We start from the raw sequence: 24,931 nt of genomic DNA, 5'->3' as shown, positions 1-24,931 counted from the left end.
AAATCAGCGGTCGATCGACCCGAACACGATGTCCTGGGTACCGATGATGGTGACCGCGTCGGCGATCATGTGGCCGCGCGCCATCTCGTCCAGGCTCTGCAGGTGCGCATAGTCCGGGGTGCGGATCTTCAGGCGGTACGGCTTGTTGGCGCCGTCGGACACGATGTAGATGCCGAACTCGCCCTTCGGGTGCTCGACCGCGGCGTAGGCCTCGCCCGGCGGGACGTGGAAGCCTTCGGTGAACAGCTTGAAGTGGTGGATCAGCGATTCCATGTTGGTCTTCATGTCCACGCGCGACGGCGGGGCGACCTTGTGGTTGCTGGTCATGACCGGGCCCGGATTCGCGCGCAGCCAGGCGATGCACTGCTTGATGATGCGGTTCGACTGGCGCAGCTCTTCCACGCGCACCAGGTAGCGGTCGTAGGAGTCGCCGTTGGTGCCGACCGGGATGTCGAATTCCATCTTGTCGTACACCGCGTACGGCTGCTTCTTGCGCAGGTCCCAGGCCACGCCCGAGCCGCGCAGCATGGCGCCGGTGAAGCCCATGGCCATCGCCGCTTCCGGCGACACCACGCCGATGCCGACGGTGCGCTGCTTCCAGATGCGGTTGTCGGTCAACAGGGTCTCGTACTCGTCGACGTAGCCGTCGAAGCGCTTGGTGAACGATTCGATGAAGTCCAGCACCGAGCCCTGGCGGGTCTCGTTCAGCTCGTCGATGGTGCGCTGGTTGCGCAGCAGCGAGGGCTTGTGCTGCGGCATCACTTCCGGCAGGTCGCGGTACACGCCGCCCGGGCGGTAGTAGGCCGCGTGCATGCGTGCGCCGGACACCGCCTCGTACACGTCGAACAGGTCTTCGCGGTCGCGGAAGGCGTACAGGAACGGGCCCATGGCGCCGATGTCGAGCGCGTGCGCGCCGAGCCACATCAGGTGGTTCAGGATGCGGGTGATCTCGTCGAACATCACGCGGATGTACTGGGCGCGCACCGGCACCTCGATGCCGAGCAGCTTCTCGATGGCCAGCACGTAGCCGTGCTCGTTGCACATCATCGAGACGTAGTCGAGGCGGTCCATGTACGGCACCGACTGCAGGTAGGTGCGGGTTTCCGCCAGCTTCTCGGTGCCGCGGTGCAGCAGGCCGATGTGCGGGTCGGCACGCTGGATCACTTCGCCGTCCAGTTCCAGCACCAGGCGCAGCACGCCGTGCGCGGCCGGGTGCTGCGGACCGAAGTTCAGGGTGTAGTTCTTAAGCTCAGCCATTATTTCATCCCGTAGGTTTCTTCGCGGATCACGCGCGGGATGTTTTCACGCGGCTCGATCGTCACGGGTTGGTAGATCACGCGCTTCTGTTCGGGGTCGTAGCGCATTTCGACGTAGCCCGAGACCGGGAAGTCCTTGCGGAACGGGTGGCCGATGAAGCCGTAGTCGGTCAGGATCCGGCGCAGGTCGCCGTGGCCTTCGAACAGGATGCCGTACATGTCGAAGGCTTCGCGCTCGTACCAGTTGGCGCCGCGCCAGATGCCGGTGACGGAATCAATGATCGGCATCTCGTCGTCCGGGCAGAACACGCGCACGCGCACGCGCCAGTTGTGCTCGATCGACAGCAGGTGCGAGACCGCCGCGAAGCGCAGGCCGTCCCAGGTGCCTTCGCCGTGGTCGAGATAGTCGACGCCGCACAGGTCGATCAGTTCTTCAAAGCGCAGGCCCGGGTGGTCGCGCAGGGTCGTCATGGAGGCCAGGTAATCGGCCGCCTTGACGACGACCGTTACTTCGCCCAGCGCCACGCTGATGGCGGCGCCCTCGCCCAGGGCATTCCTCAGGGCGAGTTCAAGGGCTTCGATTTTTGTCGTCATGGTGTGTTGGGACCAGCTTGTGTCTTAGCGCGCGATGGTGCTGGTGCGCTTGATCTTGTTTTGCAGTTGGATGATGCCGTACAACAGCGCCTCGGCCGTCGGCGGGCAGCCCGGGACATACACGTCGACCGGGACGATGCGGTCGCAGCCGCGCACGACCGAATACGAGTAGTGGTAGTAGCCGCCGCCGTTGGCGCAGGAACCCATCGAGATGACCCAGCGCGGCTCGGCCATCTGGTCGTACACCTTGCGCAGCGCCGGCGCCATCTTGTTGCACAGGGTGCCGGCGACGATCATCACGTCGGACTGGCGCGGCGATGGACGGAACACGACGCCGAAGCGGTCGAGGTCGTAGCGCGCGGCGCCCGCGTGCATCATCTCGACGGCGCAGCAGGCCAGACCGAACGTCATCGGCCACATCGAGCCGGTGCGGGCCCAATTGATCAGCTTGTCGGCTGTGGTGGTAACAAAACCTTCGTTTAAAACGCCTTCAATAGCCATGGCTTATTCCCAATCAAGGGCACCTTTCTTCCAGATGTACCAGAAACCGACGATGAACTCGGCGATGAAGACCATCATCGTGACGAACGCTTGCCAGCCGAGTTCGCGCATCGAGACGCCCCAGGGGAAGAAGAATGCCGTTTCCAAGTCAAACAAAATAAACAGGATCGCGACCAGGTAGTACCGGACGTCGAACTTCATGCGCGCGTCTTCGAAGGCTTCGAAGCCGCATTCATACGGGGAGAGTTTGGCGGCATCGGGGCGATGCGGACCGACCACGCGGCCGAGCAGCTGCGAGGCGACACCGACGACGGTGCCGATTATCAGGAATAATAGGACGGGGAAATAGTTCTCGAGGTTCACGGTGAAGCCTTAGTTGAACGATCGGTTGAAAAAACACTGCAGGGGCTGCAGTACTACCGTTTCGTACAAACCTGGCTCGGTGCCTTCCACCAGGATCGCACGACTGGAAACCTCGTTTCAGCTGCCACGCGTTGGTGTTTCTACCCCGGGCCGCGCAGGCTTCAAGACCTTCGGAGCGCCGAAAAACCTGCGCGCGGCGATTTTTCGACCCCCCTGACGCGTCTCGTTCGTCTGGGCGTCTCGGGCCAGAATCGCCGCTGCCTGCAACGGTTCTTCAAGGCCTCCGACAGATCCTCGTAAAAAAGCCAGCTTGAGGCAAGGAGCGTAGCTCTGCGCCCTAGCTGGCTTTTCGTATATATCTTGGTGCCGACGGCGAGACTCGAACTCGCACAGCTTGCGCCACTACCCCCTCAAGATAGCGTGTCTACCAATTTCACCACGTCGGCTGGAGACCAGTATTCTACCCTGCCTTAGCACCTTTTTTCAATGCAAAATCTGCGCTAGTTCAAAGGAAGTTACTGTTTTTCTCAACTTTTATTGTCTTGTGTGTACAAGCCGGCAGGTTGAAAAGCCGCCAGTCAAAAACCGTGGCGCACCGTAGCGCGCCGATACTACACCCGATCCGCATGCGGGCGCGCCGCGCTCGATCCGCGCGCCGGCAAACGGGTTGCCGGGCGCCGGCCGGGCACGCTGCGGAGATTACTTGGCGGGGGCTGCCGGCGCCGGCGCAGTAGCGGCCGGTGCAGTGGCGGCCGGCGCCTGCGGCACGTCCTGGGCGGCGGCCGGTGCGGCGGTCGCGCCCGGCACGCTGGCGGCCGGATCGGCAGCCGGGACACCGGTGGCCGGGACGGTGGTCGCCGGCACCTTCGACACCGGCGCCACGGCGCGGTCCATCACGCCGCCGCCGACACCGGCGTGCGGACGGTTGGTGCCGAAATAGGCCAGCGCCAGGGTCGACGCGAAGAACACGCCCGCCGCGACGGCGGTCGACTTGGACAGGAAGTTGGACGAGCCGCTGGCTCCGAACAGGCTGCCGGAGGCGCCGGAACCGAAGGCGGCGCCCATGTCGGCGCCCTTCCCGTGCTGGACGAGCACCAGGCCGATGATGGCCAGCGCGGAGACGACCTGTACCACGACGATCAGATTGAACAACACGTTCATTATTTATTCCATTCCAAGGTTTAACTACGTTGCAAATTCTTCGCGCCCGGCCGGGCCGGGGTACGCGCGTCCGGCGCCGCCGGCGATCGATGCGGCGCCGGGATACCGCTCAAGCCGCCTGCGCCGCCCGCTCGCTGCCGGCCGGCCCGCCGGCAGCGCCGCCGGTCACGCGGTCGGCCGCCGCGATGATGGCCAGGAAGTCCGGCGCCTTCAATGCCGCGCCGCCGATCAGGCCGCCGTCGATGTCCGGCTGGGCCAGCAGGTCGAAGGCGTTGTCCGGCTTCATGCTGCCGCCGTACAGGACCGGCACCACGGCCGCGGCCGCCGGATTGCGCGCCGCCAGGCGCGCGCGCAGCTGCGCGTGCACCTGCTGCGCCATGTCCGGCGTGGCGTTGCGGCCGGTGCCGATCGCCCATACCGGCTCGTAGGCCAGCACCAGGCCCGGCAGCACCTGCGGATCGAGCGCGTCCAGCACCGCGTCGAGCTGGGCGCCGACCACCTGCACGGTCTGCCCGGCCTCGCGCTGCTCCAGGGTCTCGCCGACGCAGACGATCGGCACCATGCGCTGCTCCAGCACCGCCAGCACCTTGTTGGCGACCAGCTCGCTGCTTTCGCCATGGTAGGCGCGCCGCTCGGAATGGCCGACGATCACGTAGCGGCCGCCGAAATCGGCCACCATGCGCGCGCACACTTCGCCGGTATAGGCGCCGCAATCGTGCATCGACACGTCTTGCGCGCCCCAGGCGATCCGGCTGCCGGCCAGGGTTTCCTCGCACTGCTGCAGGTAGGGTGCCGGCACGCACACCGCGCATGCGGCCGCGTGCGCGCCCAGCCCGGCCGCGATGCCGGCCAACAAAGCGGCATTGTCGGCGCGGTTGCCGTTCATTTTCCAGTTGCCGATGACGAGTTTGGGACGCATCGTTACCCCACGGTCAAATAACCCGCTATTTTAGCGGTCGTTGAAAGGACGGTCAAACAAAGGCTGACCGCTGGCGTTGCTGGCTTGTCAAGCGTGCCCACGGTCTCACGCCTCCGCGACCGACAGCATGATCTTGCCCACGTGCGCGCTGCTTTCCATCAGCGCGTGCGCCGCGGCCGCCTGCTCCAGGGGGAACACGCGGTGGATCACCGGCTTGATCTTGCCGGCGGCGAACAGCGGCCACACCTGCGCGCGCAGCTCGGCCGCCACCCTGGCCTTGAACGCCACCGGGCGTGGGCGCAGCGTCGAGCCGGTGAGGGTCAGGCGCCGGCGCAACACCTGGCCCAGGTCGACCTCGGCCTTGGCGCCGCCCAGCAGCGCGATCACCACGATGCGGCCATCGTCGGCCAGGCAGGCGATCTCGCGTGCCACGTAGTCGCCGCCGACCATGTCCAGCACCACGTCGACACCCTTGCCGCCGGTGAGTTCCTTGACCACGGCGGTAAAATCCTCGTCCTTGTAGTTGATGGCGCGCTCGGCGCCCAGCGCCTCGCAGGCCTCGCATTTTTCGCGCGAGCCGGCGGTGGCGAACACGCGGTGGCCGAGCGCCCTGGCCAGCTGGATCGCGGTGACGCCGATGCCGGAGCTGCCGCCCTGCACCAGCAGCGTCTCGTCGTCCTTCAGGCCGGCGCGCTGGAACACGTTGCTCCACACGGTGAAGAAGGTTTCCGGCAGCGAGGCCGCCTCCAGCGGACTCAAACCCTCGGGCACCGGCAGGCATTGCGCCAGCGGCGCGGCGCAGTATTCGGCGTAGCCGCCGCCCTGCACCAGCGCGCACACCAGGTCGCCCCTGGCGAAGCCGCTGTCGCCGAGCTCGCCGTCCACGATCTCGCCGGCCACTTCCAGGCCCGGCAGGTCGGAGGCGCCCGGCGGCACCGGATACTGGCCGAGACGCTGGAACACGTCCGGGCGGTTGACGCCGGCGGCGATCACGCGGATCAGGACTTCGCCGGGTTTCAGGACGGGCAGCGGACGCTCGCAGGCTTGCAGGACGTCGGCCGGGCCGGGATGGGTGATTTCGATGGCGCGCATGGTAATGCCTTTTGTTAAATAAAGAGCAATTGTACGCCAGTGGTGCGCGATCCGTCCGGCGGCCTCCCGCTCGCACGGTAGTGTGCTAAAACAATTGTTTTGCTTGTTTTTGCTGATAGATGCTGGATTGCACGCCCAATACGGCACAGCTTGGCGCAAGATCAAGGATGCGGCGCGCCCGGCCCTTGCCGCCCGGGTCGCGGCCGCTAAGATTGACTCAACGAGGCCATGCACACCGCATCGCGCTTTCCGCGCGGCGCCATGGCCTCGTTTCCAAAGGAGCGAGACATGAAGCTGAGCCTGCCTGCCCTGCTTGACGCCGGGCGCCGCTATGTCAGCGGTCACTTTTTCCCTGCAAGCTTCCCATCCCTCGGCCACCGCGCCGCGCCGGCGCGCCCCGTGCGCCGCGCCGTCGTGCTGGCCGGCCTGGGCCTCGGCCTGGCCACGGTGCTGGCCTTCCCGGCGACGCCCTCGTATGCCCAGGACTGGGGCGGCGAGCGCTGGGTCGGCACCTGGGGCGCGGGGCCGGGCGGTCCGCCGCTGCCGGCCAACACGCAGACCTTCACCGACCAGACCGTGCGCCTGATCGTCCACACCAGCATCGGCGGCACGCGCGTGCGCATCCGCCTGTCGAACGAGATGGGCAGCACGCCGCTGCGCATCGGCAATGCCCACGTCGCATTGCGCGCGACGGGCGCGGACAACGGCGCCGGCATCCAGGAAGGCAGCGACCGACCGCTGACCTTCAGCGGCAACGCGGCGATCACGATCCCGCCCGGCGCGCCGGTGTTGTCCGACCCGGTCGACCTGGCCGTGCCGGCGCTGTCCGACCTGGCGGTCAGCCTGTACCTGCCGGGCACGGTGGGCGCCACCACCATCCACGGCACCGCCAGCCAGACCAACTACGTGTCGCTGCCGGGCGACTTCACCGGCGCCGCCACGCTGCCGACCCAGCGCACCATCCTGTCGTGGCCGTTCCTGACCGAAGTCGATGTCACCGGAGGTAGCAACGGCGGCGGCGCCGCCGTGGTCACGCTGGGCGATTCGATCACCGACGGCACGCGCAGCACGCCGGACACCAACAACCGCTGGCCCGACTGGCTGGAGCGGCGCCTGCAGACCGTGCGCGACCCGGCCGGCGGCCTGAATGCGCGCCTGGGCGTGGTCAACCGCGGCATCAGCGGCAACCGCCTGCTGACCAATCCGCCGGAAGGCTCGCTGGCCGGACGCAACATCCTGGAACGCTTCGACCGCGACGTGCTCGCCACCGCCGGCGTGCGCTACATGACGCTGATGATCGGCATCAACGACATCGGCAACAGCTCGGCGGCCAATCCGCTGGCGACGGCCGACCTGATCGCCGGCTACCGCCAGGTGATCGCGCGCGCCCACGCCAAGGGCATCGCGGTCTACGGCGCCACGCTGACGCCGTTCGAGGGCGCCGGCTACTACTCGGTGGAGAAGGAAGCGATCCGCCAGGCGGTCAACAACTGGATCCGCGCCAGCGACGAGTTCGACGGCGTGATCGACTTCGACCGCGTCACCCGCGACCCGAGCCACCCGGCGCGCTTCCTGCCGTCCTACGACAGCGGCGACCACCTGCATCCGAACGACCTGGGCTACCAGGCGATGGGCAACGCGGTACCGCTGGAACTGTTCCGCACGCTAAGCGCGGCGCTGAAGCCGGCGGCTCAGGCGGGCGCGGCCAAGGCGCCGGTGCGGGAGGTGGTGACGCAGTAAATCGATCGTCGTTCCCGCGAAGGCGGGGACCCATACTGAGTTTCTAAAGTCGATATTCGTGAAGCGTTCGCGTCGCTTCCAATGTACCGATTTTTGTTGCTCAGCATGGGTCCCCGCCTGCGCGGGGACGACGCTTCATAAGCCAGCGATATCGTCCACAACAGCGGTGTCGACAAGTTCCGCGCTGTCTACACCAGCGCCCTGTAACGGAAATCGCTCAGCCGGATCGCACCCTGCCCGGCGCTGTAGATCCCGATCTTGAGGCTCAGGAAGCCGCCGAACACGTTATGGTGGATACCCGACACTTCCATGCGCAGGCCGTGCAGCAGCCAGGTCCGGCCGCCGTCGTACGAGTAGCGGAAGGTGACCACGTTGGCATCGTTGGTCATGCGCACGCGCACGCGCGTGGCGGCGCGCGCGATCTTCATCCACGGCTGTTCCTCGGCGTACTCGAAGGTGCGGATCGTCGTGGGCGTGAAGCCGACGCCGACGAAGGCCTTGTGGTTGTAGAACAGCAGCAGGCCGCCCTCGGCCTCGCCCAGCAGCTCGATCGTCACTTCGGCTTCGTAGGCACGGTCGCCGACGATGCAGGCCAGCGGCGCGCTGTCCGCCGGGGACGTGCCCTTGCCGCGGATTTCCAGGCCGCGTGCATCGCGCCGCACCCGGCCCATCTCGTCCGGCGCCGGATCGTGGAAGCACCATTGCGTGCCGAAGCGGTCCTGGCTGAAGTCGTCGGACAGCGCGCGCCCGGACGGGCCGGCCTTGCCGCCGCGCGGCTTGGGCAGGGGTTTCGATAAGTCACCTCCCTTGGCGCGGAACCAGCCGTCGGCGGTCCATTCGATCGGTTCCAGCAGGGTCTGGCGGCCCAGGGTGCGGTAGCCGTTCTCGTAGGCGTGATACACCATCCACCAGTCGCCGCCCGGCCCTTCGACCAGCGTCGCGTGGCCGCGCGACCACCACGGTTCATCGGCGCTCTGCGTGCGCACCAGCGGGTTGTGCGGGCAATGCTCCCACGGGCCGTGGATCGATTTCGAACGCGCGGCGATCACCATGTGTCCCGTCACCGGCCCGGCGGTGCCGCCCACGGCCGTGACCAGGTAGAACCAGCCGCCATGGCGCAGCAGCTTCGGCCCCTCGGGCGCGAAATTCTCGACCACCCAGTCCTCGGGATAGCGCCACGGCTGGTAGGCCGGCTCCACCGGCCCGGCGGTCGACAGGCCGTCGTCGCTCAGGCGGATGCGGCGGATGCCGTTGACGAACAGGTAGCGCTTGCCGTCCTCGCCCACCACGTGGCCCGGGTCGATGCATCCCGCGATGTGCAGGTCGACCGGATCGCTCCACGGCCCTTCGATGCGGTCGGCCCAGATCGCGTAGATCGACCAGGTATTGCCATCTGGCGCCGCCGGGATGTAGACGAAGTAGCGGCCGTCGTGCTTGCACAGGTCGACCGCCCAGATGGTGCCGAGCGGCTTGTGCAGGGCCGGGCCGACCGGCGCCCAGTTGACCAGGTCGGTCGAGTGCCAGATGACGATGCCGGGATAGGAAAAGAACGACGAAAACGTCATGTAGTAGTCCGCACCGTCCTTGAGGATGGTCGGATCGGGATGGTCGCCCGAGACGATCGGATTCAGGTAGGTGCCGTCGCCGCGGTCGGCCTTGCGCTGGCCTTCGATGCCCCTGCCCCAGGCGGGTGGCCGCGCGCCGCCATGCCGTGCGTCGGCGGCCGGCCGGGCCAGCACCGGTCCTGAAGTCATCGCGGCAGTGCCCGCCAGCAGCGTCTTGAATGTGTTCCTGCGTGCGTCGTCCACCATGCCGTCCCCTGCCCTTCGATTAGCGGAATTGAAATGCGGGCAAGGGTATATGAAATCGGTTTCATGCACAAGCGAGCGATTTCCGGGGCCGATCGCATGGCGGCGCGCCGATCACCGCTTGCCGTCGTTCTTGTGGCTCATCGAACCGGCGCGGCGCGCTTCTTCCGACGTGAATTCGTGGGCATTGCCCGAGGCATGGGCGGCGCGGCCGCCCTGCGCCGCGATCTCGCGCTGGCGCTGCGGGTCCATCGAGGCGAAGCCGCGCCCGCCGCCCACGCTCTGTTTGTTGCCGCTGCCTTGCTTGTTGCTGCTGCCCTGCTTGTTGCCGCTGCTCTGCTTGTTGCCGCCGCCCTGTTTATTCGATGCCATGATCGCCTCCGCTGGTGGATGTCCGCGCTGCCTGGTCGACATGACCGGCCGGGACCAATCCATGGTAGCCACAGCGGCCGGGTTCGCCCAGCGTGCGCACGCCATGCCGGCGTAGGACGCGCGCTCCATGGCGCGTGGGCCTGCACCTGGGCCATGGCGGCGATACCGGATCGCTCAGGCGCTGCTGCCGGTCCTGGACTGCGTCGGCAAGGCGGTGCCCGGTTTCCAGTTGCGCGACAGGGCTTGCGCCTCCTCGATCTGCTCCTGGCTCATCTGGCGCGCGATGACGGCGCGCTGCTCGGTGGCGTTGCGGTGGCCGCTGGCGGCGGCCAGGTTCCACAGCATGTAGGCGATCACCATGTCCTGCGGCATGCCGGCCACGTGGTAGCGGTACATCAGGCCGAGCGCGTACTGCGCGTCCGGGTGCGACTGCTCGGCCGCCTTGCGGAACCACTGCACGGCCAGCAGCTGGTCCTGCGGCACCGCGTTGCCGGTGTAGTACATGGCGCCGACCACGTACTGGGCGTCGGCCTTGCCCTGCTGGGCCGCCTTGTAGTGCCAGGCGAAGGCCTGCCTGTAGTCGCGCCGCACGCCGCGTCCCATGTAGTACATCAGGCCCAGCAGGTGCTGCGCCTCGGCGTTGCCGGCCTGCGCCAGCGGCGTGACTTCCTTCAGGGCCAGCGCATAGTTGCGGGCGTTGTAGGCGCTGGCGCCCTCGGCCAGCCCGGCCAGCGCGCTGCCGTGCAGGCCGAGCGCGAACAGGATTGCAATGGTCAGTTTTTTCATCGTCCGGATTACTTCCAACTCACCTTGCCCAGGCCGTCCAGGGCCACCTTGCGGTTCAGCGGCTTGCCATACACTGTGACCGACCCCAGTCCCGACAGGTTCAGGTTGGCGTTGCGGTGCGCCGTCACGCTGGCGTTGCCCAGGCCGGACAGGTCGACGTCGACCGAATCGGCGCTGAACTGCTGGGCGTCCAGGTTGCCCAGGCCGGCCAGGTCGGCCTTCAGCAGGCGCGTCCGTCCGCTCAGCATCACGAAGCCGGCGCCCTGCAGGCTGAGCGACACGACCTCGCTGTCCAGGCCCTGCAGCTGCATGCTGCCGATGCCGCCCAGGTTGGCGCTCACGGTACGGTAGCTGGCGGACACGCGCATCGACCCGGCGCCGTCCAGGGTCAGCGCCAGGTCGTCGCCGGAAAAGCCGGTGACCTCGGTCGCGCCCAGGCTTTCCGACACCACCTCGCGCAGCGCGGGCAGGATCAGTTCGGCGTGCAGCGAACCCAGGCGCATCCTGCCCTGCATCTCGGAATCGATGCGCAGCGTGTCGCCGCGCTGCTCGGTGGTGGTCCTGGCCACCCAGCGCGGATCGCCGCTCAGGGTCAGGCTCGGGGTGCCGCCCTGGCGGATGCGCAGGTCGACCGCGCCGTCCAGGCGCACGCGCACCACGCGCGCGTCGACCACGCGCACCTGGGTGTCGGGCTCGGGCGCGGCCTGCGCGATTCCCAGCGCCGCCCACAGGCCCAGTTGCGCCATGCCGAGCGTGACCATCTTGTTCATGCATTCTCCCGTTCGTCTTGTTCTTGTCGAATGCCGCCCATGCCGCGGGTGGCCGATACGACAAGAATACGGGGTAACGGAACAGGCGCCCAGCGGATTGCGACGGAATGCAAAAACGGCCACCCAGGCGACGCATGGATGCGACCGGTGTGCGGCAGGCATGGCGCCGGCGCCGCCACCGTCTCGACCTCGACATGCATACATTTCCGTATTTGCATTGCATTACGTTAAGATAAGCGGCACACCCAACCAAGAGGTCATCGATGCGCATGCGCCAATTACCCTTTCTGCTGGCCGGCCTGGCCCTTTCGCTGCCGGCCTGCGCCGCGAGCAGCGACCAGTGGAAACTGCCGGTCCACGTCAAGAAGCTCGACAACGGCCTGACGGTCGTCGTCTCCGAAGACCACAGCTCGCCCACCGTGGGCGTGTCGGTCGTGTACCACGTCGGCATGCGGCTGGAGCCGCGCAACCGCACCGGCTTCGCCCACCTGTTCGAACACCTGATGTTCCAGGGCACGCCGAACGCGCCGAAGGGCGTGTTCGACCGCACCATCACCGGCGGGGGCGGCAACAACAACGGTTCCACCCGGCCCGACTTCACCAACTACATCGAGACCGCGCCGGTGTCCAGCATCGAGCCGATCCTGTGGCTGGAAGCGGACCGTATGAAGACGCTCGACTTCAACCCGGCCACGCTGAAGAACCAGCAGGACGTGGTCAAGGAAGAAATCCGCGTCAACGTCAAGAACCAGCCCTACGGCGCGTTCTCGTGGATCGACATCAGCCAGCTGGCGTTCCAGAAGTGGGAAAACAACCACGACGGCTACGGCAGCTTCGAGGACCTGGAAGGCGCCAGCCTGGACGACGTGCGCGCCTTCCACCGCGACTACTACGGCCCCAACAACGCGGTGCTGGCGATCGCCGGCGACCTCACCCCGGCCCAGGGCTTCGCCCTGGCGCAGAAGTACTTCGGCGCCATCGCGGCGCGCCCAACCCCGAAGCCGAGCGATTTCAGCGAAGGCTTGAACACGCAGGAAAAGCGCATCGAGCAGAGCGACGCGCTGGCCCAGGTGCCGGCGGTCGCCGCCGGCTGGAAGGTACCGGCGCGCGCCAGCCGCGACCAGGCGCCGATGGCGATGCTGGCCGAGCTGCTGGCCGGCGGCGACGCCTCGCTGCTGTACCAGGGCCTGGTCAAGGGCCGCGAGATCGCGCTCAACGTATCGGGCGGCTTCGGCCTCACCGGCCCGTTCGAATACGACGGTCCGACCCTGTTCACGGTAACCGGCCTGTACAAGCCGAACGGCAGCGCCGACGCCATGCTGGCGGCGATGGACGAAGAGATCGGCAAGATCGCGAAAAACGGCGTCGACGCCGCCACCCTGAAGCGCGTCAAGACGCGCATGCTGGCCAGCTGGAACAACCGCCTGGAAAACTTCCTGAGCCGCGCCGACACCCTGGCCAAGCTGCAGACGCTGTGGGGCGATGCCGACGTGGTCAACAAGGTGCCGGGCTGGATCGACGGCGTCACTTCCGGCGACATCCAGCGTGTGGCCGCGATTTACCTGGTGCCGGCCAACCGCACCGTGATCGACCGCAGGCCGGCTGCCAGGACGCCAGCCTCGCCGGCCGCGCCGACGCCGGCCAACGCCGCGGCGACCGCGCCCGCCCCTGCCGGCAAACCGGCCACGCCCGCTGCCGGCACCCCGCCGGCCGGCACCAAACAATGAGGAGCGCCTCGATGAACAAACTGATGCTGACACTGGCCGTTGCCGGCGCCTTGGCAAGCGCCGGCGCGCACGGGGCGCCGCCAGCCGATGCTGCGGCAGCCGCCAAGGCCCCGGCCGGCATGCCCGCCTACGGCAAGGACAAGCCGCTGCCGGCGCCGCACATCGGCAGGAAGACCCTGGCCAACGGCCTGCAGGTGTGGGTGGTGCCGCGCGCCGGCGTGCCGCGCGTGGACATGGTGCTGGCCGTGCGCGGCGCCGGCTTCGGCGCCGACGATGCCGCGCATCCGGGCTTCGCCGAGCTGCTGGCCGGCCTGCTCAACGAAGGCACGGCCAGGCGCGATTCGCGCGCCATCGCCGAAGCCGCCCAGGGCATGGGCGGCGCGGTGGCGGCCGGCGCCGGCGCCGACGGCATCTCGGTCTCGGCCAACGCCCTGGCTTCGCAGGCCGGCGCCATGATGGGGCTGCTGGCGGAGGTCGCGCGCACGCCGTCGTTCCCGGCCGGCGAAGTCGCGCTGGCCAAGGCCAACGCGCTGCAGTCGCTGCGCGTGGCCGAGACCCAGCCGCGCTTTCGCGCCGAGCGCGCGCTGAGCCGTACGGTGTACGGCGAACACCCGTACGGTCATACCCAGCCGACCGCGGAATCGATCGGCGCCACCGACGAGGCGCTGCTGCGCAGCGAGCACGCCAGGCGCTTCCGCCCCGAGCGCGCGCTGCTGGTGATTGCCGGCCGCATCAAGGAAGCCGATGCGATGAAGCTGGCGCAGCAGGCGTTCGGCGACTGGAAGGGCAGCGGCGAGGCCGCGCCGGAAGTCCCGCCGCTGGCAGGCGGCGTCAAGCCGGTGCGCCTGCTGCTGGAACGCGCCGGCAGCGTGCAGTCGACGGTGCGCCTGGGCGGGCCCGGCATCGCCGCCACCGCCCAGGACCAGGTGCCGCTGCGCCTGGCCGGCACGATCCTGGGCGGCGGCTTTTCCAGCCGCGTGAACATCAAGCTGCGCGAGGAAAAGGGCTATACCTACGGCGCCTCGGCCGGTGCGCGCCTGCTGCGCGAAGGCGGCAGCATCGTCGGCGGCGCCGACGTGCGCAACGACGTCACCGGCGCCGCGCTCACCGAAACCTTCAACGAATACAAGCGCATCGGCAGCGAACTGGTGGCGCCCGACGAGATGCGCATGCACAAGCGCTACGTGGCCGGCAACTACCTGCTGAGCAACCAGATGCAGCGCGCCGTGGCCGGCACGCTGGCGAACAACTGGCTGGTCGGCCTGCCGCCGGAATTCCTGGCGCAGTACGTGCCGCTGATCGAGAAGGTCACGCCGGAGCAGGTGCGCGAGGTGGCGAAGAAGTATTTCGCGCCGGAGAACCAGGCGATCGTGGTGGTGGGGGACAGAAAGGCGGTGGGGGAACAGCTGAAGGCGTTCGGTGAATTTACCGTCACCGACAAATGACGTCACTCCGCGAAATCACGTCGTCCCCGCCCTGGCCGGGCGCCTTGGCGGGGACCCATAGTGAGTAACTAAACCCGATTTATTGAAAAGACAGCATATGCTTCCAAGCTGTCGACTCTAGGACCTCAGTATGGGTCCCCGCCTGCGCGGGGACGACGCGGGAGCGGCTTACTTCTTGGCCGACTGCTTCGACCCGCCGTGCGCCGATTCCTTGGTTTCCCCATGCTCGGCGCGCTGCTTGTTGACGATGCGCGCGGCGACTTCTTCCTCGCGGCCGGGGTAGCGGTGTTCCTTCTTGAATTCGGTCTCGAGCTTCTTGTACTCGGCTTCGCGTTTCGGACTGGCGCCCTTGGGCATGATGGCCTCCGTTCGGTGTGGGTGACGCAGCCAGCTTAGACCGCCATGGCCGCGCCAACGGTGCGGTGACGCACCCTACCCCTGCAAGGCCTTTTCCAGGTCGGCCAGCTCGGCCGGCTTGACCAGGTGCGCATCGAACCCCGCCTCGTGCGCCTTGCGCCGGTCTTCGGGCGAGCCGTAGCCGGTGTGCGCCACCAGCCGGATCGACTTCAGTTCCGGATGCTGCTTCAGGCGGCGCGCCAGCTCGTAGCCGTCCACGCCCGGCAGGCCGATGTCCAGCACGATCACGTCCGGATGCCGCTCCAGCGCCAGCGGCACCAAGTTGCCGCCGTCGGTGGTGGTGGTGGGGTCGTAGCCCATCTCGGCCAGCAGGAAGGCCATCATATCCATGGCGTCGACGTTGTCGTCCACCAGCAGCACGCGGCGCCCGCCGCTGGCCGGGGCCGGCAAGGCGGCGCCGGCCTCTTCCTGCGCCTGCGGCTGGGCGGTGCGCAGCACCGGCAGCTCCACCGTGAAGGTGCTGCCCAGGCCGATGCCGGGGCTGGCCGCCGACAGGTGGCCGCCGTGCATCTCCAGCAGGCGCGACACCAGCGACAGGCCGATCCCGAGTCCCTCCTGGGCGCGGTCTGGCGGCAGCGCGGCCTGGGTGAACATGCCGAAGATGCGCGACAGATTGTCCTCGGCGATGCCGATGCCGTTGTCCTGCACGGCGATGCGCACCACGGTGCCATCCACCTCGACCCCGACGCGGATCTTGCCGCCGGTCGGCGTGAACTTGGCGGCGTTGTGCAGCAGGTTGCCCATCGATTGCGCCAGGCGCACCGGATCGCCGTCGACCCATACCTGCTCGGCCGGCGCATCGACTTCCAGCTGGTGGCCGCGCGCCGCGATCAGGGGACCGGCGGTCTCGATCGCCTGGGCGATCACGGCGCCCAGCTCGACCTCTTCCCTGCGCAGCACGATCTTGCCTTCCGAGATGCGCGCCACGTCCAGCAGGTCGTCGACCAGGTGCGCCAGGTGGTCGACCTGGCGCGTGATCACCTCGCGCGCCTTGGCCTGCCGTTCCTGGGCGCCGGCGCCGGTGGCGCCCAGCAGCGCCGCCGCGTTGCGGATCGGCGAGAGCGGATTGCGCAGCTCGTGCGCCAGCGTCGCCAGGAACTCGTTCTTGTTGTTGTCGGCGGCGCGCAGCAAGCCTTCCATCTCGCGCCGGCGCGTGATGTCGCTGGTGACGCGCGCCACCCGGTATACCTCGCCGCGGCGGTCGCGCACCGGGAACAGGCGGTCGCGCACCCAGCGTACGGCGCCGTCCCTCAGCACGATGCGGTACTCGGCGTCGTAGTGCGGCACCTCCTGCACCGCGCTCCACAGCGAGGCCACGTAGTCGCGGTCGCCGGCATGCACCGCTTCCATCCAGCTGGCCGGGTCGCGCGCCAGGCTGTCGGCGTCGCGGCCCCAGATCGCGGCGTAGGCCGGACTGACGTATTCGAGCTTGCGCGCCGGCAGCGAGAACATCCAGAACACGTCCTCGATGTTGTCGGTCAGCTGGCGGAAGCGCTCCTCGCTCTCGCGCAGCGCGCCCTGGGTATGGCGCATGCGCAGCAGCGCATTCACGTTGGCCACCAGTTCGTCGGCCTCGATCGGCGCCGCGAGATAATTGTCGGCGCCGCCGTCCAGGCCGCGGATGCGGTCGGCGCGCCCGGTCAGCGCGGCCGAGGTCTGCAGCACCAGCACGGCGGCGCTGTCCGGGTCGGCCTTGATGCGGCGGCAGACTTCCAGGCCGTTAATGTCGGGCAGCTTCACGTCCAGCAGCACCAGCGCGATGTCGCCGCGGCGCGTGAGCGCCAGCGCATCGGTGCCGTTGCTGGCCTCGACCACCTGGAATCCGGCGCTCTGCAGGATGCGGGTCTTGGCGTAGCGGGCGCCGTCGTTGTCGTCGACGTTCAGGATCAGGGAGGGATTGTTCATAAGGGTTATTGGTTGCCGTCCTGGCGATGCCGATCCTGCGCCGGGAAGCGGCGCGGCAGGATCAGGCTGAAGGTGGATCCCTGGCCGACCCGGCTGGCCACGTCGACGCGCCCTCCGAGCAGCGCCGCCAGCTTGCGGCACAGCGGCAGGCCGAGGCCGGTGCCCTTGCTGCGCCGCTGCAGCGGATGTTCGATCTGGCTGAACTCTTCGAAGATCAGCTGCAGGTTGTCCGGGCTGATGCCGATGCCGCTGTCGGCCACCGTCAGGCGAATCTCCCCGGCGGCGTCCCAGGCGGCGCCGACACGCACGCTGCCCTGCTCGGTGAATTTCAGGGCGTTCGAGATAAAGTTGCGCAGCACCTGCGAGATCTTGCCTTCGTCCGATTCGAACACCGGCACCTCGCCGTCGATCTCGAACACCAGTTCCACCCGGGCGTCGTCCACCAGCGGGCGCAGCATGCCCTTCAAGGCGCGGAACAGGTTATCGACCGCCACCGGCGCCGGATGCAGGTCGACCTTGCCGGCCTCGATCTTGGCCAGGTCGAGCAGGTCATTGACCAGTTCCGACAGGTCGAACGCGGCGCTGGCGATGAATTTCACTTGGCGCTCCTGCTCCTCAGTCAGGTCGCCGTCCATGCGGTCCAGCAGCAGCTGGGCCAGCGCGCGGATCGACGACAACGGCGTGCGCAGCTCGTGGCTGGTGTTCGACAGGAAGCGCGACTTCATCTCGTCGGCCTTGCGCAGGCGCTCGGCCTTGTCCTCGATCTCGGCGTACAGCGCGACGATGCCGCGGTTGGTGTCTTCCAGCTCGCGCGTCAGCGCCAGCAGGTCTTCCTGGCGCTCGCGCAGCTCGGCCAGGGTCGACACCAGTTCGCGGTTCTGCAAATGCACCTCGAGATAGGTATTCGCCACCGCGCTGTCCCTGGCCAGCTGGGCGCCCAGTTCGGCCAGCCGCTCCGGCCCGACATGGTCGCGCCCCGGCAGGGTACGGACCATGGTGATCGTCGGCGTTTCCTCGTCCAGCGCGCATTCGTCCATCAGGCGGCAGGCGGTCGCCACCACCGCCTCGGGCAGGCGGCCGAAGGCGCCGGCGCCGGCGCTGACCACCATTTCCAGGCGCTGCAAACGGCCGCTGTCGCGCAGCTGGAACACGGCGCGCCCGCCGAAGCGCATCTGGCAGGCGGCGCGCGCCGCTTCCGACACCGCGGTGGCGATGCGCACCTGGTCCTGCTGCGAAAAGCCGAGCAGGCTGGAGACCTGGCGCGCGCGCTGGCGCACCAGCACCACGTCCTGGTCGTTGCCGAGGGCGATGTTCAGGATGCGCTGGACATTCATGCGCACCTCTCGCGGCGGCGCGCCACCAGCACCATGGCATCGTCGCGTCCGCGCATGAAATCGCGCATCAGGATGCCGGCCACGATCGCCGGCGCGCGTGCGTACAGGCCCGGATAGGCGCGCAGGTCCCACTGGGTCTGCACGCCGTCCGAATGCAGGATCACCAGCGCCCCGCTCGGGCAGTCGACGGTGAAGGTGTGGACCTTGCGCATGTTGTGGCCGACGATGCCGTTGTGCGACACCAGCGCGCGGCGCGCGGCGCCGTCGTCGACGATGCCGGACACGTTGCCGATGCCGGCGAAGCGCACGTCGTCGCCCTCGTACTCGATGCGCGCCACCGACAGCGCCGCGCCGCGGGTGCCGCGCAGCGCCTCGTGGGCGCGCTGCAGCACTTCTTCCGGAAAGGCGGACGGATGCACTTCGAGCGCCCGGATGGCGGCCACCGCAGCCTCGGACGCTTTCTCGCCATGACCGAGGCCGTCCACGCCGAGCAGCGTGGCGCCGTCCGGGTTGCAGGACGCGGCCCAGCCGTCGCCGCAGGCATCCTCGCCGGCCAGCGGCACGAACAGGGCGCCGACTTCGACGCCGCACGGTTCCGGCGGCGCCGGCGTGCTCCACACGCGCATGAAGAATGCGGCGCCCTTGCCCGGCATCGACCACACGTCGAATTCGTTGGCCTGCCGGTGCAGCGCGCCCAGGCCGGTGCCGGCGGTGCCGGCGGTCGAGACGCCGTCGCGCAGGCTGGTTTCCAGGTCGGCGATGCCGGGACCGTTGTCGACCGCCAGCACGTCCACGCCCGGCGTCGAGATGCCCGACTGGGCGCGCATGATGTACAGCATGCCTTCGCCGGCATGCTTGACGATGTTGGTGGCGGCTTCGGTGATCACGATCGCCAGGCGTCCCGCCTGCACCTCGTTGAAGCCGAGCGCATCGGCCAGCTTCTGGCCGGCGCGGCGCGCGGCGGCGACGTCGCTGGCGTGGTTGATGGCGAACGGGATATGCGGTTGCAGCGAACTGATCAGCGTTTCCATTTGACGATGGACACGGCCGTGCCCTCTCCCGTGCGTGATTCAATGTCGAACTCGTCGACCAGGCGCTTGGCCCCGCCCAGTCCCAGGCCCAGGCCGCCGCCGGTGGTGAAGCCGTCGCGCAGCGCCTGGTCGATATCGGCAATGCCAGGGCCGTCGTCGACGAAGACCAGGCACACGCCCTGGCGCAGGCTGTCGGCCAGCGCGTCCAGGTGGGCTTCGCCGCCGCCGCCGTACTTGATGGTGTTGCGCGCCAGTTCGCTGGCCGCCGTCACCAGCTTGGTCTGCTCGACCAGGGACAGCGCGATCGCCACGGCGCGCTCGCGCACATGGCGGCGCAGCGCGACCACGTCCTCGTCCGAGCGCAGCGGCAGGGTCATGCGCGCAGTGCGCAGCCGCCCGTGACGCTCCAGCACGTCGGACGCGAAGGCGACCCGGTTTTGTTGCGCGGCGTTCATCAAACGATGTTCTTTCCTAGCAGGGCCATGCCCTTTTCGACATTCAGCGCGGTCTTGACGCCGTCCAGCGTCAGGCCCAGCTCGACCAGCGTGATCGCCACCGCCGGCTGCATGCCGACCACCACGGTGCGCGCGTCGAGCACGCGCGCCATGGCCGCGGTGTTGCTGATCATGCGGCCGATGAAGGAATCGACCAGGTCCAGCGCCGAGATGTCGATCAGCACGCCCCTGGCGCGGTCGCTCACGATGCGTTCGGTCAGGTCGTCCTGCAGCTGCAGCGCCAGCCGGTCGTGCATGTCGACCTGGATCGTCACCAGCAGCAGGTCGCCCATGCGCAGGATCGGGATGCGTTCCATGCTCAGTCCTTCGCGCCGCCGGCGACCACGCGCGCGCCGGCGCGCTGCAGCGCCACCTGGAACGCATCCGCCAGCGTCGCCTTGGTGACCACGTCTTCCAGGTTCACGCCCAGGTGCACGATGGTCTGCGCGATCTGCGGGCGGATGCCGCTGATGATGCAGTCGGCGCCCATCAGGCGCGCCGCGGCGATGGTCTTCATCAGGTGCTGCGCCACCAGCGTGTCCACGGTGGGCACGCCGGTGATGTCGATGATGGCGATGGCGGCGCCGGTATCGACGATCTTCTGCAGGATGTTTTCCATGACCACCTGGGTGCGCGCCGAATCGAGGGTGCCGATCAGCGGCAGTGCCAGGATGCCGTCCCACAGTTTCACCACCGGCGTCGACAGCTCCAGCAATTCCTGCTGCTGGCGCACGATGATCTGGTCGCGCGTGCGCTGGAAGGCTTCGATGGTGAACAGGCCCAGCTTGTCGAGCAGGGTGTTGACGGTCCAGGACGTGTCCGCCAGGCCGGCGGCATCCGCGCCGAATGCGCTGCGCAGGTGCGCGAACAGCGGCTGCTTGAGCGAGAACACGAAGGTCGCGGTTTCGCTCGGGGTCGAGCCGCCCTTGGCGCGCACGGCCGAGATCTCGGCCAGCAAATCGCGCACCTCGTCCCAGGCGCGGTGCTCGATGTTCTGCAGCTCGCCCGCGCGGGCAGCGGCGGCGAACGCGGCCAGGAATTGGCGGCAGTGATTACGCAATTGCTCTTTGGATACGACGCTCGAGCGCATCGTCAACGCCTCCAATTGCGCCACCCACTCCGCGCCGATCTCGGCCTCGTGGTCCTGGATGATCTGGCTGATGCGGGTCGCGTAATCCTGAGGGGTCATCTATGTTTCCTTTGTGATCGATCTGGTTTTTTGCTCGTATTTGTCAATACATGTTGAGCAAGTTGCAAATGAGAGACTATACCACTCCTTACATAGACTCCATGGGCCGTTCATAAGTGCGCTCAGGAATTATTTTCCCGTGTTGCCGCGGGTGCACGTCATTTGTTGCGCGACATGGGTCGAATGCATCTCATCCTGCCAAACAGGCAGCCTGTCTCATTCCTGTGCGGCCCGTGCCCGCAGCGGTGCAGGATCGGTTTCATGATCGACGACACCGGAAGGGACGACCGAATGCACAACCGACTTGCCTGCCTGTTGGCAACTACCCTGCTGCACGTCGCCGGCGCCCACGCGCATGCGCCCGACGGCGCCGCACGCTTCGACCCTGCCGCATTGAAGGGTCCGGCAAAGGGCGTGCCGAACGAGGTGCTGGTGCTGGGCACCGCCCACCTGAAGTACCTGCCGCCGGCGTTCCAGCCGGCCGCCCTGCGCCTGCTGCACGAGCGCCTGCTGGCCTGGCGGCCGCGCATCGTCGCCATCGAGAACCTGTCCGGCCCGCAGTGCGACCTGATGCGCCGCTACCCGGCGCGCTACCGCGAATCGATCGACGCGTATTGCGGCTGGGATCCGGCGCCGGCGCGCGCCGCCACCGGCCTGGACGTGCCGGCCGCCACCGCCGAGATCGAGCGCACGCTGGCCGCCTGGCCTGCCGCCCCGACACCGGCGCAGCGGCGCCGCCTGGCCGCCGTGTTCCTGGCCGGGGGCGAACCGGTGTCGGGGCTGGTGCAGTGGCTGCGCCTGGCGCCGGCCGAACGCCATGCCGGCGACGGCCTCGACGCCACGCTGGTGGCGGCGCTGGAACAACGGCGCGGCGGTCGCGGCGCGCGCGGCGAGGACAGCCTGCTCGCGGCGCCGCTGGCCGCCGCCCTCGGCCTCGAACGCGTGCTGAGCATGGACGACCACGGCGGACGCGCCCGACGCCGACCCGAAGGCGGCCGGCGCCGCCATCGCCAGGGCCTGGGACAATCCGGCCACGGCCAGGCGCAAGCAGATGGACGAGCGCCTGGACGCGCGGGTCGGCGACGCCGAGGGCGTGCTGGCGCTGTACCGCGCCCTCAACGACCCGGCCCAGGCGCGCCTGGTCTACGACAGCGACTTCGGCGCGGCGCTGGAGGAACCCTCGCCGCAGCAGTTCGGCCGCGGCTACCTGGGCTACTGGGAAACGCGCAACCTGCGCATGGCGGCCAATATCCGCGAGGCGATCGGTTTCCAGCCGGGCAGCCGCACGCTGGTGATCGTCGGCGCCAGCCACAAGTGGTACCTGGAAGCGTATTTGAACCAGATGCACGACGTGCGCATCGTGCCGTCCGCGCGCGTGCTGGACGAATAAAAAACCGCCGGGCTCGCGCACCGGCGGTTTTCATCCGGCAGGCCGCGGAGGCGGCCCGTCCCGGTATTACTGCGCCGCTTCGGCCGGATCGGCCGCCTTCATCGACAGCTTCAGGCGACCGCGCTCGTCGGTCTCCAGCACCTTCACGCGTACCTGCTGGCCTTCCTTGAGGTAGTCGGACACGGCGTTCACGCGCTCGTTGGCGATCTGCGAGATGTGCAGCAAGCCGTCCTTGCCCGGCATCACCTGCACGATGGCGCCGAAGTCCAGCAGCTTCAGCACGGTGCCGTCGTAGGTCTTGCCCACTTCGACCGAGGCCGTCAGCTCTTCGATGCGGCGCTTGGCTTCCTGGCCGGCGGCGGCGTCGACCGAGGCGATGGTCACGATGCCTTCGTCGGTGATGTCGATCTGGGTGCCGGTCTCTTCGGTCAGCGCGCGGATCACGGCGCCGCCCTTGCCGATCACGTCACGGATCTTTTCCGGGTTGATCTTGATGGTGATCAGGCGCGGGGCGAAGTCCGACAGTTCGGTCTTCACGGTCGGCATCGCCTTCTGCATCTCGGCCAGGATGTGCTGGCGGCCGTCCTTGGCCTGCGCCAGCGCGACCTGCATGATTTCCTTGGTGATGCCCTGGATCTTGATGTCCATCTGCAGCGCGGTGATGCCCTGCGCGGTGCCGGCCACCTTGAAGTCCATGTCGCCCAGGTGGTCTTCATCGCCCAGGATGTCGGTCAGGACGGCGAACTTGCCGCCTTCCTTGATCAGGCCCATGGCGATGCCGGCCACGTGCGCCTTCATCGGCACGCCGGCGTCCATCAGCGCCAGGCAGCCGCCGCAGACGGAGGCCATCGACGAGGAACCGTTCGATTCGGTGATTTCCGACACCAGGCGCACCGAGTAGCTGAACTCGTCCTGCGCCGGCAGCGCGGCGACCAGCGCGCGCTTGGCCAGGCGGCCATGGCCGATCTCGCGGCGCTTCGGGGTGCCGACGCGGCCGGTTTCGCCGGTGGCGAACGGCGGCATGTTGTAGTGCATCATGAAGTCGTCGGTGTACTCGCCCATCAGCGCGTCGATCTTCTGGCTGTCGCGGCCGGTGCCCAGGGTGGCGATCACCAGCGCCTGCGTTTCGCCGCGGGTGAACAGCGCGGAACCGTGGGTGCGCGGCAGCACGCTGGTGCGGATCGAGATCGGACGCACGGTGCGGGTGTCGCGGCCGTCGATGCGCGGCTCGCCGTCCAGGATCTGGGAACGCACGACCTTGGCTTCCATGTCGAACAGGATGTTGCCGACTTCGGCGCCATCCGCCTGCACGCCCTGCTCGGCCAGCGCAGCCTGCACTTCGCCGGACAGCGACTTCAGCTTTTGCTGGCGCGCCGATTTTTCGCGGGTCTGGTAGGCGTCGCGGATTTTCGCGTCGGCCAGTTGCGCGACCTGCGCGATCAGGGTCTCGTTCTTCGGCGCCGGCGCCCATTCGACTTCCGGCTTGCCGCCCTCTTCCACCAGGGCATGGATGGCGTCGATCACGGCCTTCATCTGCTCGTGGCCGTAGACGACCGCGCCCAGCATGATTTCTTCCGACAGTTGCTGCGCTTCGGATTCGACCATCAGCACGGCGTGCTCGGTGCCGGCCACGACCAGGTCCATCTGCGAGGTCTTGAGCTGGGTGGTGGTCGGGTTCAGGATGTACTGGCCGTTGGCGTAGCCGACGCGGGCGGCGCCGATCGGGCCGCTGAACGGGATGCCGGACACGCACAGGGCGGCCGAGGCGCCGATCATCGACGGGATGTCCGGATCGATTTCAGGATTCACCGACAGCACGTGGATGATGACCTGCACTTCGTTCAGGTAGCCTTCCGGGAACAGCGGGCGGATCGGACGGTCGATCAGGCGCGAGGTCAGCGTTTCCTTTTCCGACGGACGGCCTTCGCGCTTGAAGAAGCCGCCCGGGATCTTGCCGGCGGCGTAGGCCTTCTCGATGTAGTCGACGGTCAGCGGGAAGAAGTCCTGGCCCGGCTTGGCGTCCTTCTTGGCGACCACGGTGGCCAGCACGACGGTATCTTCCACCGACACCAGCACGGCGCCGCTGGCCTGGCGCGCGATTTCGCCGGTTTCCAGGGTGACGGTATGGTCGCCGTATTGGAAGGTCTTGGTAACTTTGTTAAACATGGGATTTCCCTTTCTATTTGCCGACAGATTTTCAGGCGCTGTCGTTCACCTCACCACGGGCCGCTGTGGCGGCCTTGCTTCCTCGCCATCGGGAAGCACAAAAACAAAAAATGCCCGCGGCAGTCAGACTGACGCAGGCATTTTTCCATCAAGCGTTCGGCGCGATGCCCAATGCTCGATACAAGCGATTACTTACGCAGGCCCAGCTTGGCGATCAGGTCGCGGTAGCGGTTCAGGTCCTTGCGCTTCAGGTAAGCCAGCAGGCTCTTGCGACGGTTGACCATCATGATCAGGCCGCGGCGCGAGTGGTGGTCCTTCTTGTGTTCCTTGAAGTGGCCGTTCAGGTCGTTGATGCGTGCGGTCAGCAGCGCGACTTGCACTTCCGGCGAGCCGGTGTCTTTTTCGCCGCGGGCGTTGTCCGCGATGATGGCGGCTTTGTCGAGGGTTTCTACGGTCATGATCTTGCCTTTC

General features: G+C 67.9%; 24 protein-coding genes, 1 tRNA gene and 1 pseudogene. 4 read left to right on the top strand and 22 right to left on the bottom strand.

Features of this window, described 5'->3' with window-relative positions; genetic code table 11:
- Positions 1-3: 3 nt before the first annotated feature.
- From HH212_RS15980 to HH212_RS15945, 8 genes are all read right to left on the bottom strand, one after another.
- The gene (locus tag HH212_RS15980) at positions 4-1,257 is read right to left on the bottom strand and encodes an NADH-quinone oxidoreductase subunit D (protein ID WP_170203373.1); all 1,254 of its coding nucleotides are present in this window, start codon (positions 1,255-1,257) and stop codon (positions 4-6) included.
- Entirely contained in the window at positions 1,257-1,850 is a 594-nt protein-coding gene (locus HH212_RS15975; protein ID WP_170203372.1) for an NADH-quinone oxidoreductase subunit C, read from the bottom strand. Before HH212_RS15975 ends, HH212_RS15980 begins: the two co-directional genes overlap by 1 nt.
- Before the next feature lie 24 nt (positions 1,851-1,874).
- On the bottom strand, positions 1,875-2,351 hold the full coding sequence (locus tag HH212_RS15970; RefSeq protein ID WP_170203371.1) for a NuoB/complex I 20 kDa subunit family protein: 477 nt from the start codon (positions 2,349-2,351) through the stop codon (positions 1,875-1,877).
- A 3-nt stretch (positions 2,352-2,354) separates the two neighbouring features.
- Entirely contained in the window at positions 2,355-2,714 is a 360-nt protein-coding gene (locus HH212_RS15965; protein ID WP_170203370.1) for an NADH-quinone oxidoreductase subunit A, read from the bottom strand.
- A 361-nt stretch (positions 2,715-3,075) separates the two neighbouring features.
- A tRNA-Leu gene (locus HH212_RS15960) sits at positions 3,076-3,160 on the bottom strand.
- 253 nt (positions 3,161-3,413) lie between these two features.
- Positions 3,414-3,875, bottom strand: a complete 462-nt coding sequence (secG, locus tag HH212_RS15955; RefSeq protein ID WP_170203369.1) for a preprotein translocase subunit SecG — start codon at positions 3,873-3,875, stop codon at positions 3,414-3,416.
- Between the two features lie 109 nt (positions 3,876-3,984).
- Positions 3,985-4,794, bottom strand: a complete 810-nt coding sequence (gene tpiA, locus HH212_RS15950; protein ID WP_170203368.1) for a triose-phosphate isomerase — start codon at positions 4,792-4,794, stop codon at positions 3,985-3,987.
- A 105-nt stretch (positions 4,795-4,899) separates the two neighbouring features.
- Complete coding sequence (locus HH212_RS15945) at positions 4,900-5,886, bottom strand: NAD(P)H-quinone oxidoreductase (protein ID WP_170203367.1); 987 nt, start codon at positions 5,884-5,886, stop codon at positions 4,900-4,902.
- Positions 5,887-6,174: 288 nt separating this feature from the next.
- On the opposite strand from HH212_RS15945, the gene HH212_RS15940 reads away from it, so the two are divergent.
- Complete coding sequence (locus HH212_RS15940) at positions 6,175-7,626, top strand: SGNH/GDSL hydrolase family protein (protein WP_170203366.1); 1,452 nt, start codon at positions 6,175-6,177, stop codon at positions 7,624-7,626.
- A gap of 188 nt (positions 7,627-7,814) precedes the next feature.
- On the opposite strand, the gene HH212_RS15935 is transcribed toward HH212_RS15940, so the two are convergent.
- The 4 genes and pseudogenes from HH212_RS15935 to HH212_RS15920 all read right to left on the bottom strand — a co-directional run bounded on the left by HH212_RS15935 (position 7,815) and on the right by HH212_RS15920 (position 11,362).
- Positions 7,815-9,437, bottom strand: a complete 1,623-nt coding sequence (locus tag HH212_RS15935) for a family 43 glycosylhydrolase (protein ID WP_170203365.1) — start codon at positions 9,435-9,437, stop codon at positions 7,815-7,817.
- A 120-nt stretch (positions 9,438-9,557) separates the two neighbouring features.
- Positions 9,558-9,806: pseudogene (locus tag HH212_RS15930) on the bottom strand (KGG domain-containing protein); the annotation flags it as partial.
- A 174-nt stretch (positions 9,807-9,980) separates the two neighbouring features.
- Entirely contained in the window at positions 9,981-10,592 is a 612-nt protein-coding gene (locus HH212_RS15925; protein ID WP_170203363.1) for a tetratricopeptide repeat protein, read from the bottom strand.
- A gap of 8 nt (positions 10,593-10,600) precedes the next feature.
- Positions 10,601-11,362: a GIN domain-containing protein gene (locus HH212_RS15920; RefSeq protein WP_170203362.1), complete on the bottom strand. Its 762-nt coding sequence runs from the start codon at positions 11,360-11,362 to the stop codon at positions 10,601-10,603.
- Between the two features lie 269 nt (positions 11,363-11,631).
- On the opposite strand from HH212_RS15920, the gene HH212_RS15915 reads away from it, so the two are divergent.
- Entirely contained in the window at positions 11,632-13,089 is a 1,458-nt protein-coding gene (locus tag HH212_RS15915; protein ID WP_229217308.1) for a M16 family metallopeptidase, read from the top strand.
- Between the two features lie 11 nt (positions 13,090-13,100).
- On the top strand, positions 13,101-14,534 hold the full coding sequence (locus HH212_RS15910) for a M16 family metallopeptidase (RefSeq protein ID WP_170203360.1): 1,434 nt from the start codon (positions 13,101-13,103) through the stop codon (positions 14,532-14,534).
- 168 nt (positions 14,535-14,702) lie between these two features.
- Here HH212_RS15910 and HH212_RS15905 read toward each other — a convergent pair whose 3' ends face one another.
- The 8 genes from HH212_RS15905 to HH212_RS27400 all read right to left on the bottom strand — a co-directional run bounded on the left by HH212_RS15905 (position 14,703) and on the right by HH212_RS27400 (position 21,930).
- Positions 14,703-14,891, bottom strand: coding sequence for a hypothetical protein (locus HH212_RS15905; protein WP_170203359.1), 189 nt, complete (start codon positions 14,889-14,891; stop codon positions 14,703-14,705).
- A 75-nt stretch (positions 14,892-14,966) separates the two neighbouring features.
- Positions 14,967-16,856, bottom strand: coding sequence for an ATP-binding response regulator (locus HH212_RS15900; protein ID WP_170203358.1), 1,890 nt, complete (start codon positions 16,854-16,856; stop codon positions 14,967-14,969).
- A gap of 5 nt (positions 16,857-16,861) precedes the next feature.
- On the bottom strand, positions 16,862-18,190 hold the full coding sequence (locus tag HH212_RS15895) for an ATP-binding protein (protein ID WP_170203357.1): 1,329 nt from the start codon (positions 18,188-18,190) through the stop codon (positions 16,862-16,864).
- Positions 18,187-19,221, bottom strand: a complete 1,035-nt coding sequence (locus HH212_RS15890; RefSeq protein WP_170203356.1) for an ATP-binding protein — start codon at positions 19,219-19,221, stop codon at positions 18,187-18,189. Before HH212_RS15890 ends, HH212_RS15895 begins: the two co-directional genes overlap by 4 nt.
- Positions 19,209-19,676, bottom strand: coding sequence for an anti-sigma regulatory factor (locus tag HH212_RS15885; RefSeq protein ID WP_170203355.1), 468 nt, complete (start codon positions 19,674-19,676; stop codon positions 19,209-19,211). Before HH212_RS15885 ends, HH212_RS15890 begins: the two co-directional genes overlap by 13 nt.
- On the bottom strand, positions 19,676-20,032 hold the full coding sequence (locus HH212_RS15880; protein ID WP_170203354.1) for an STAS domain-containing protein: 357 nt from the start codon (positions 20,030-20,032) through the stop codon (positions 19,676-19,678). The genes HH212_RS15885 and HH212_RS15880 overlap by 1 nt, the downstream gene beginning before the upstream one ends.
- A gap of 2 nt (positions 20,033-20,034) precedes the next feature.
- Positions 20,035-20,904 (bottom strand): STAS domain-containing protein, encoded by an 870-nt coding sequence (locus HH212_RS15875; protein ID WP_170203353.1) that lies wholly within the window; start codon positions 20,902-20,904, stop codon positions 20,035-20,037.
- Positions 20,905-21,120: 216 nt separating this feature from the next.
- Positions 21,121-21,930: a hypothetical protein gene (locus tag HH212_RS27400; protein ID WP_229217307.1), complete on the bottom strand. Its 810-nt coding sequence runs from the start codon at positions 21,928-21,930 to the stop codon at positions 21,121-21,123.
- Positions 21,931-21,955: 25 nt separating this feature from the next.
- On the opposite strand from HH212_RS27400, the gene HH212_RS27395 reads away from it, so the two are divergent.
- A complete protein-coding gene (locus HH212_RS27395) occupies positions 21,956-22,294 on the top strand; it encodes a DUF5694 domain-containing protein (protein ID WP_229217306.1) in 339 nt (112 codons plus the stop codon).
- A 66-nt stretch (positions 22,295-22,360) separates the two neighbouring features.
- Here the strand turns inward: HH212_RS27395 and pnp are convergent, their stop codons facing one another.
- Together pnp and rpsO are read right to left on the bottom strand one after the other, a co-directional pair.
- Positions 22,361-24,460 carry a polyribonucleotide nucleotidyltransferase gene (gene pnp, locus HH212_RS15865; protein ID WP_170203352.1) on the bottom strand — a complete coding sequence of 700 codons (2,100 nt, stop codon included), beginning with the start codon at positions 24,458-24,460 and terminating at the stop codon, positions 22,361-22,363.
- Positions 24,461-24,648: 188 nt separating this feature from the next.
- Positions 24,649-24,918: a 30S ribosomal protein S15 gene (gene rpsO / locus HH212_RS15860; RefSeq protein WP_170203351.1), complete on the bottom strand. Its 270-nt coding sequence runs from the start codon at positions 24,916-24,918 to the stop codon at positions 24,649-24,651.
- Positions 24,919-24,931 lie beyond the last annotated feature (13 nt).

The sequence above is a fragment of the Massilia forsythiae genome (assembly GCF_012849555.1).
In the GTDB taxonomy this organism is placed as follows: Bacteria; Pseudomonadota; Gammaproteobacteria; order Burkholderiales; family Burkholderiaceae_D; genus Telluria; species Telluria forsythiae.
This window is presented reverse-complemented; position numbering and strand designations above follow the sequence as displayed.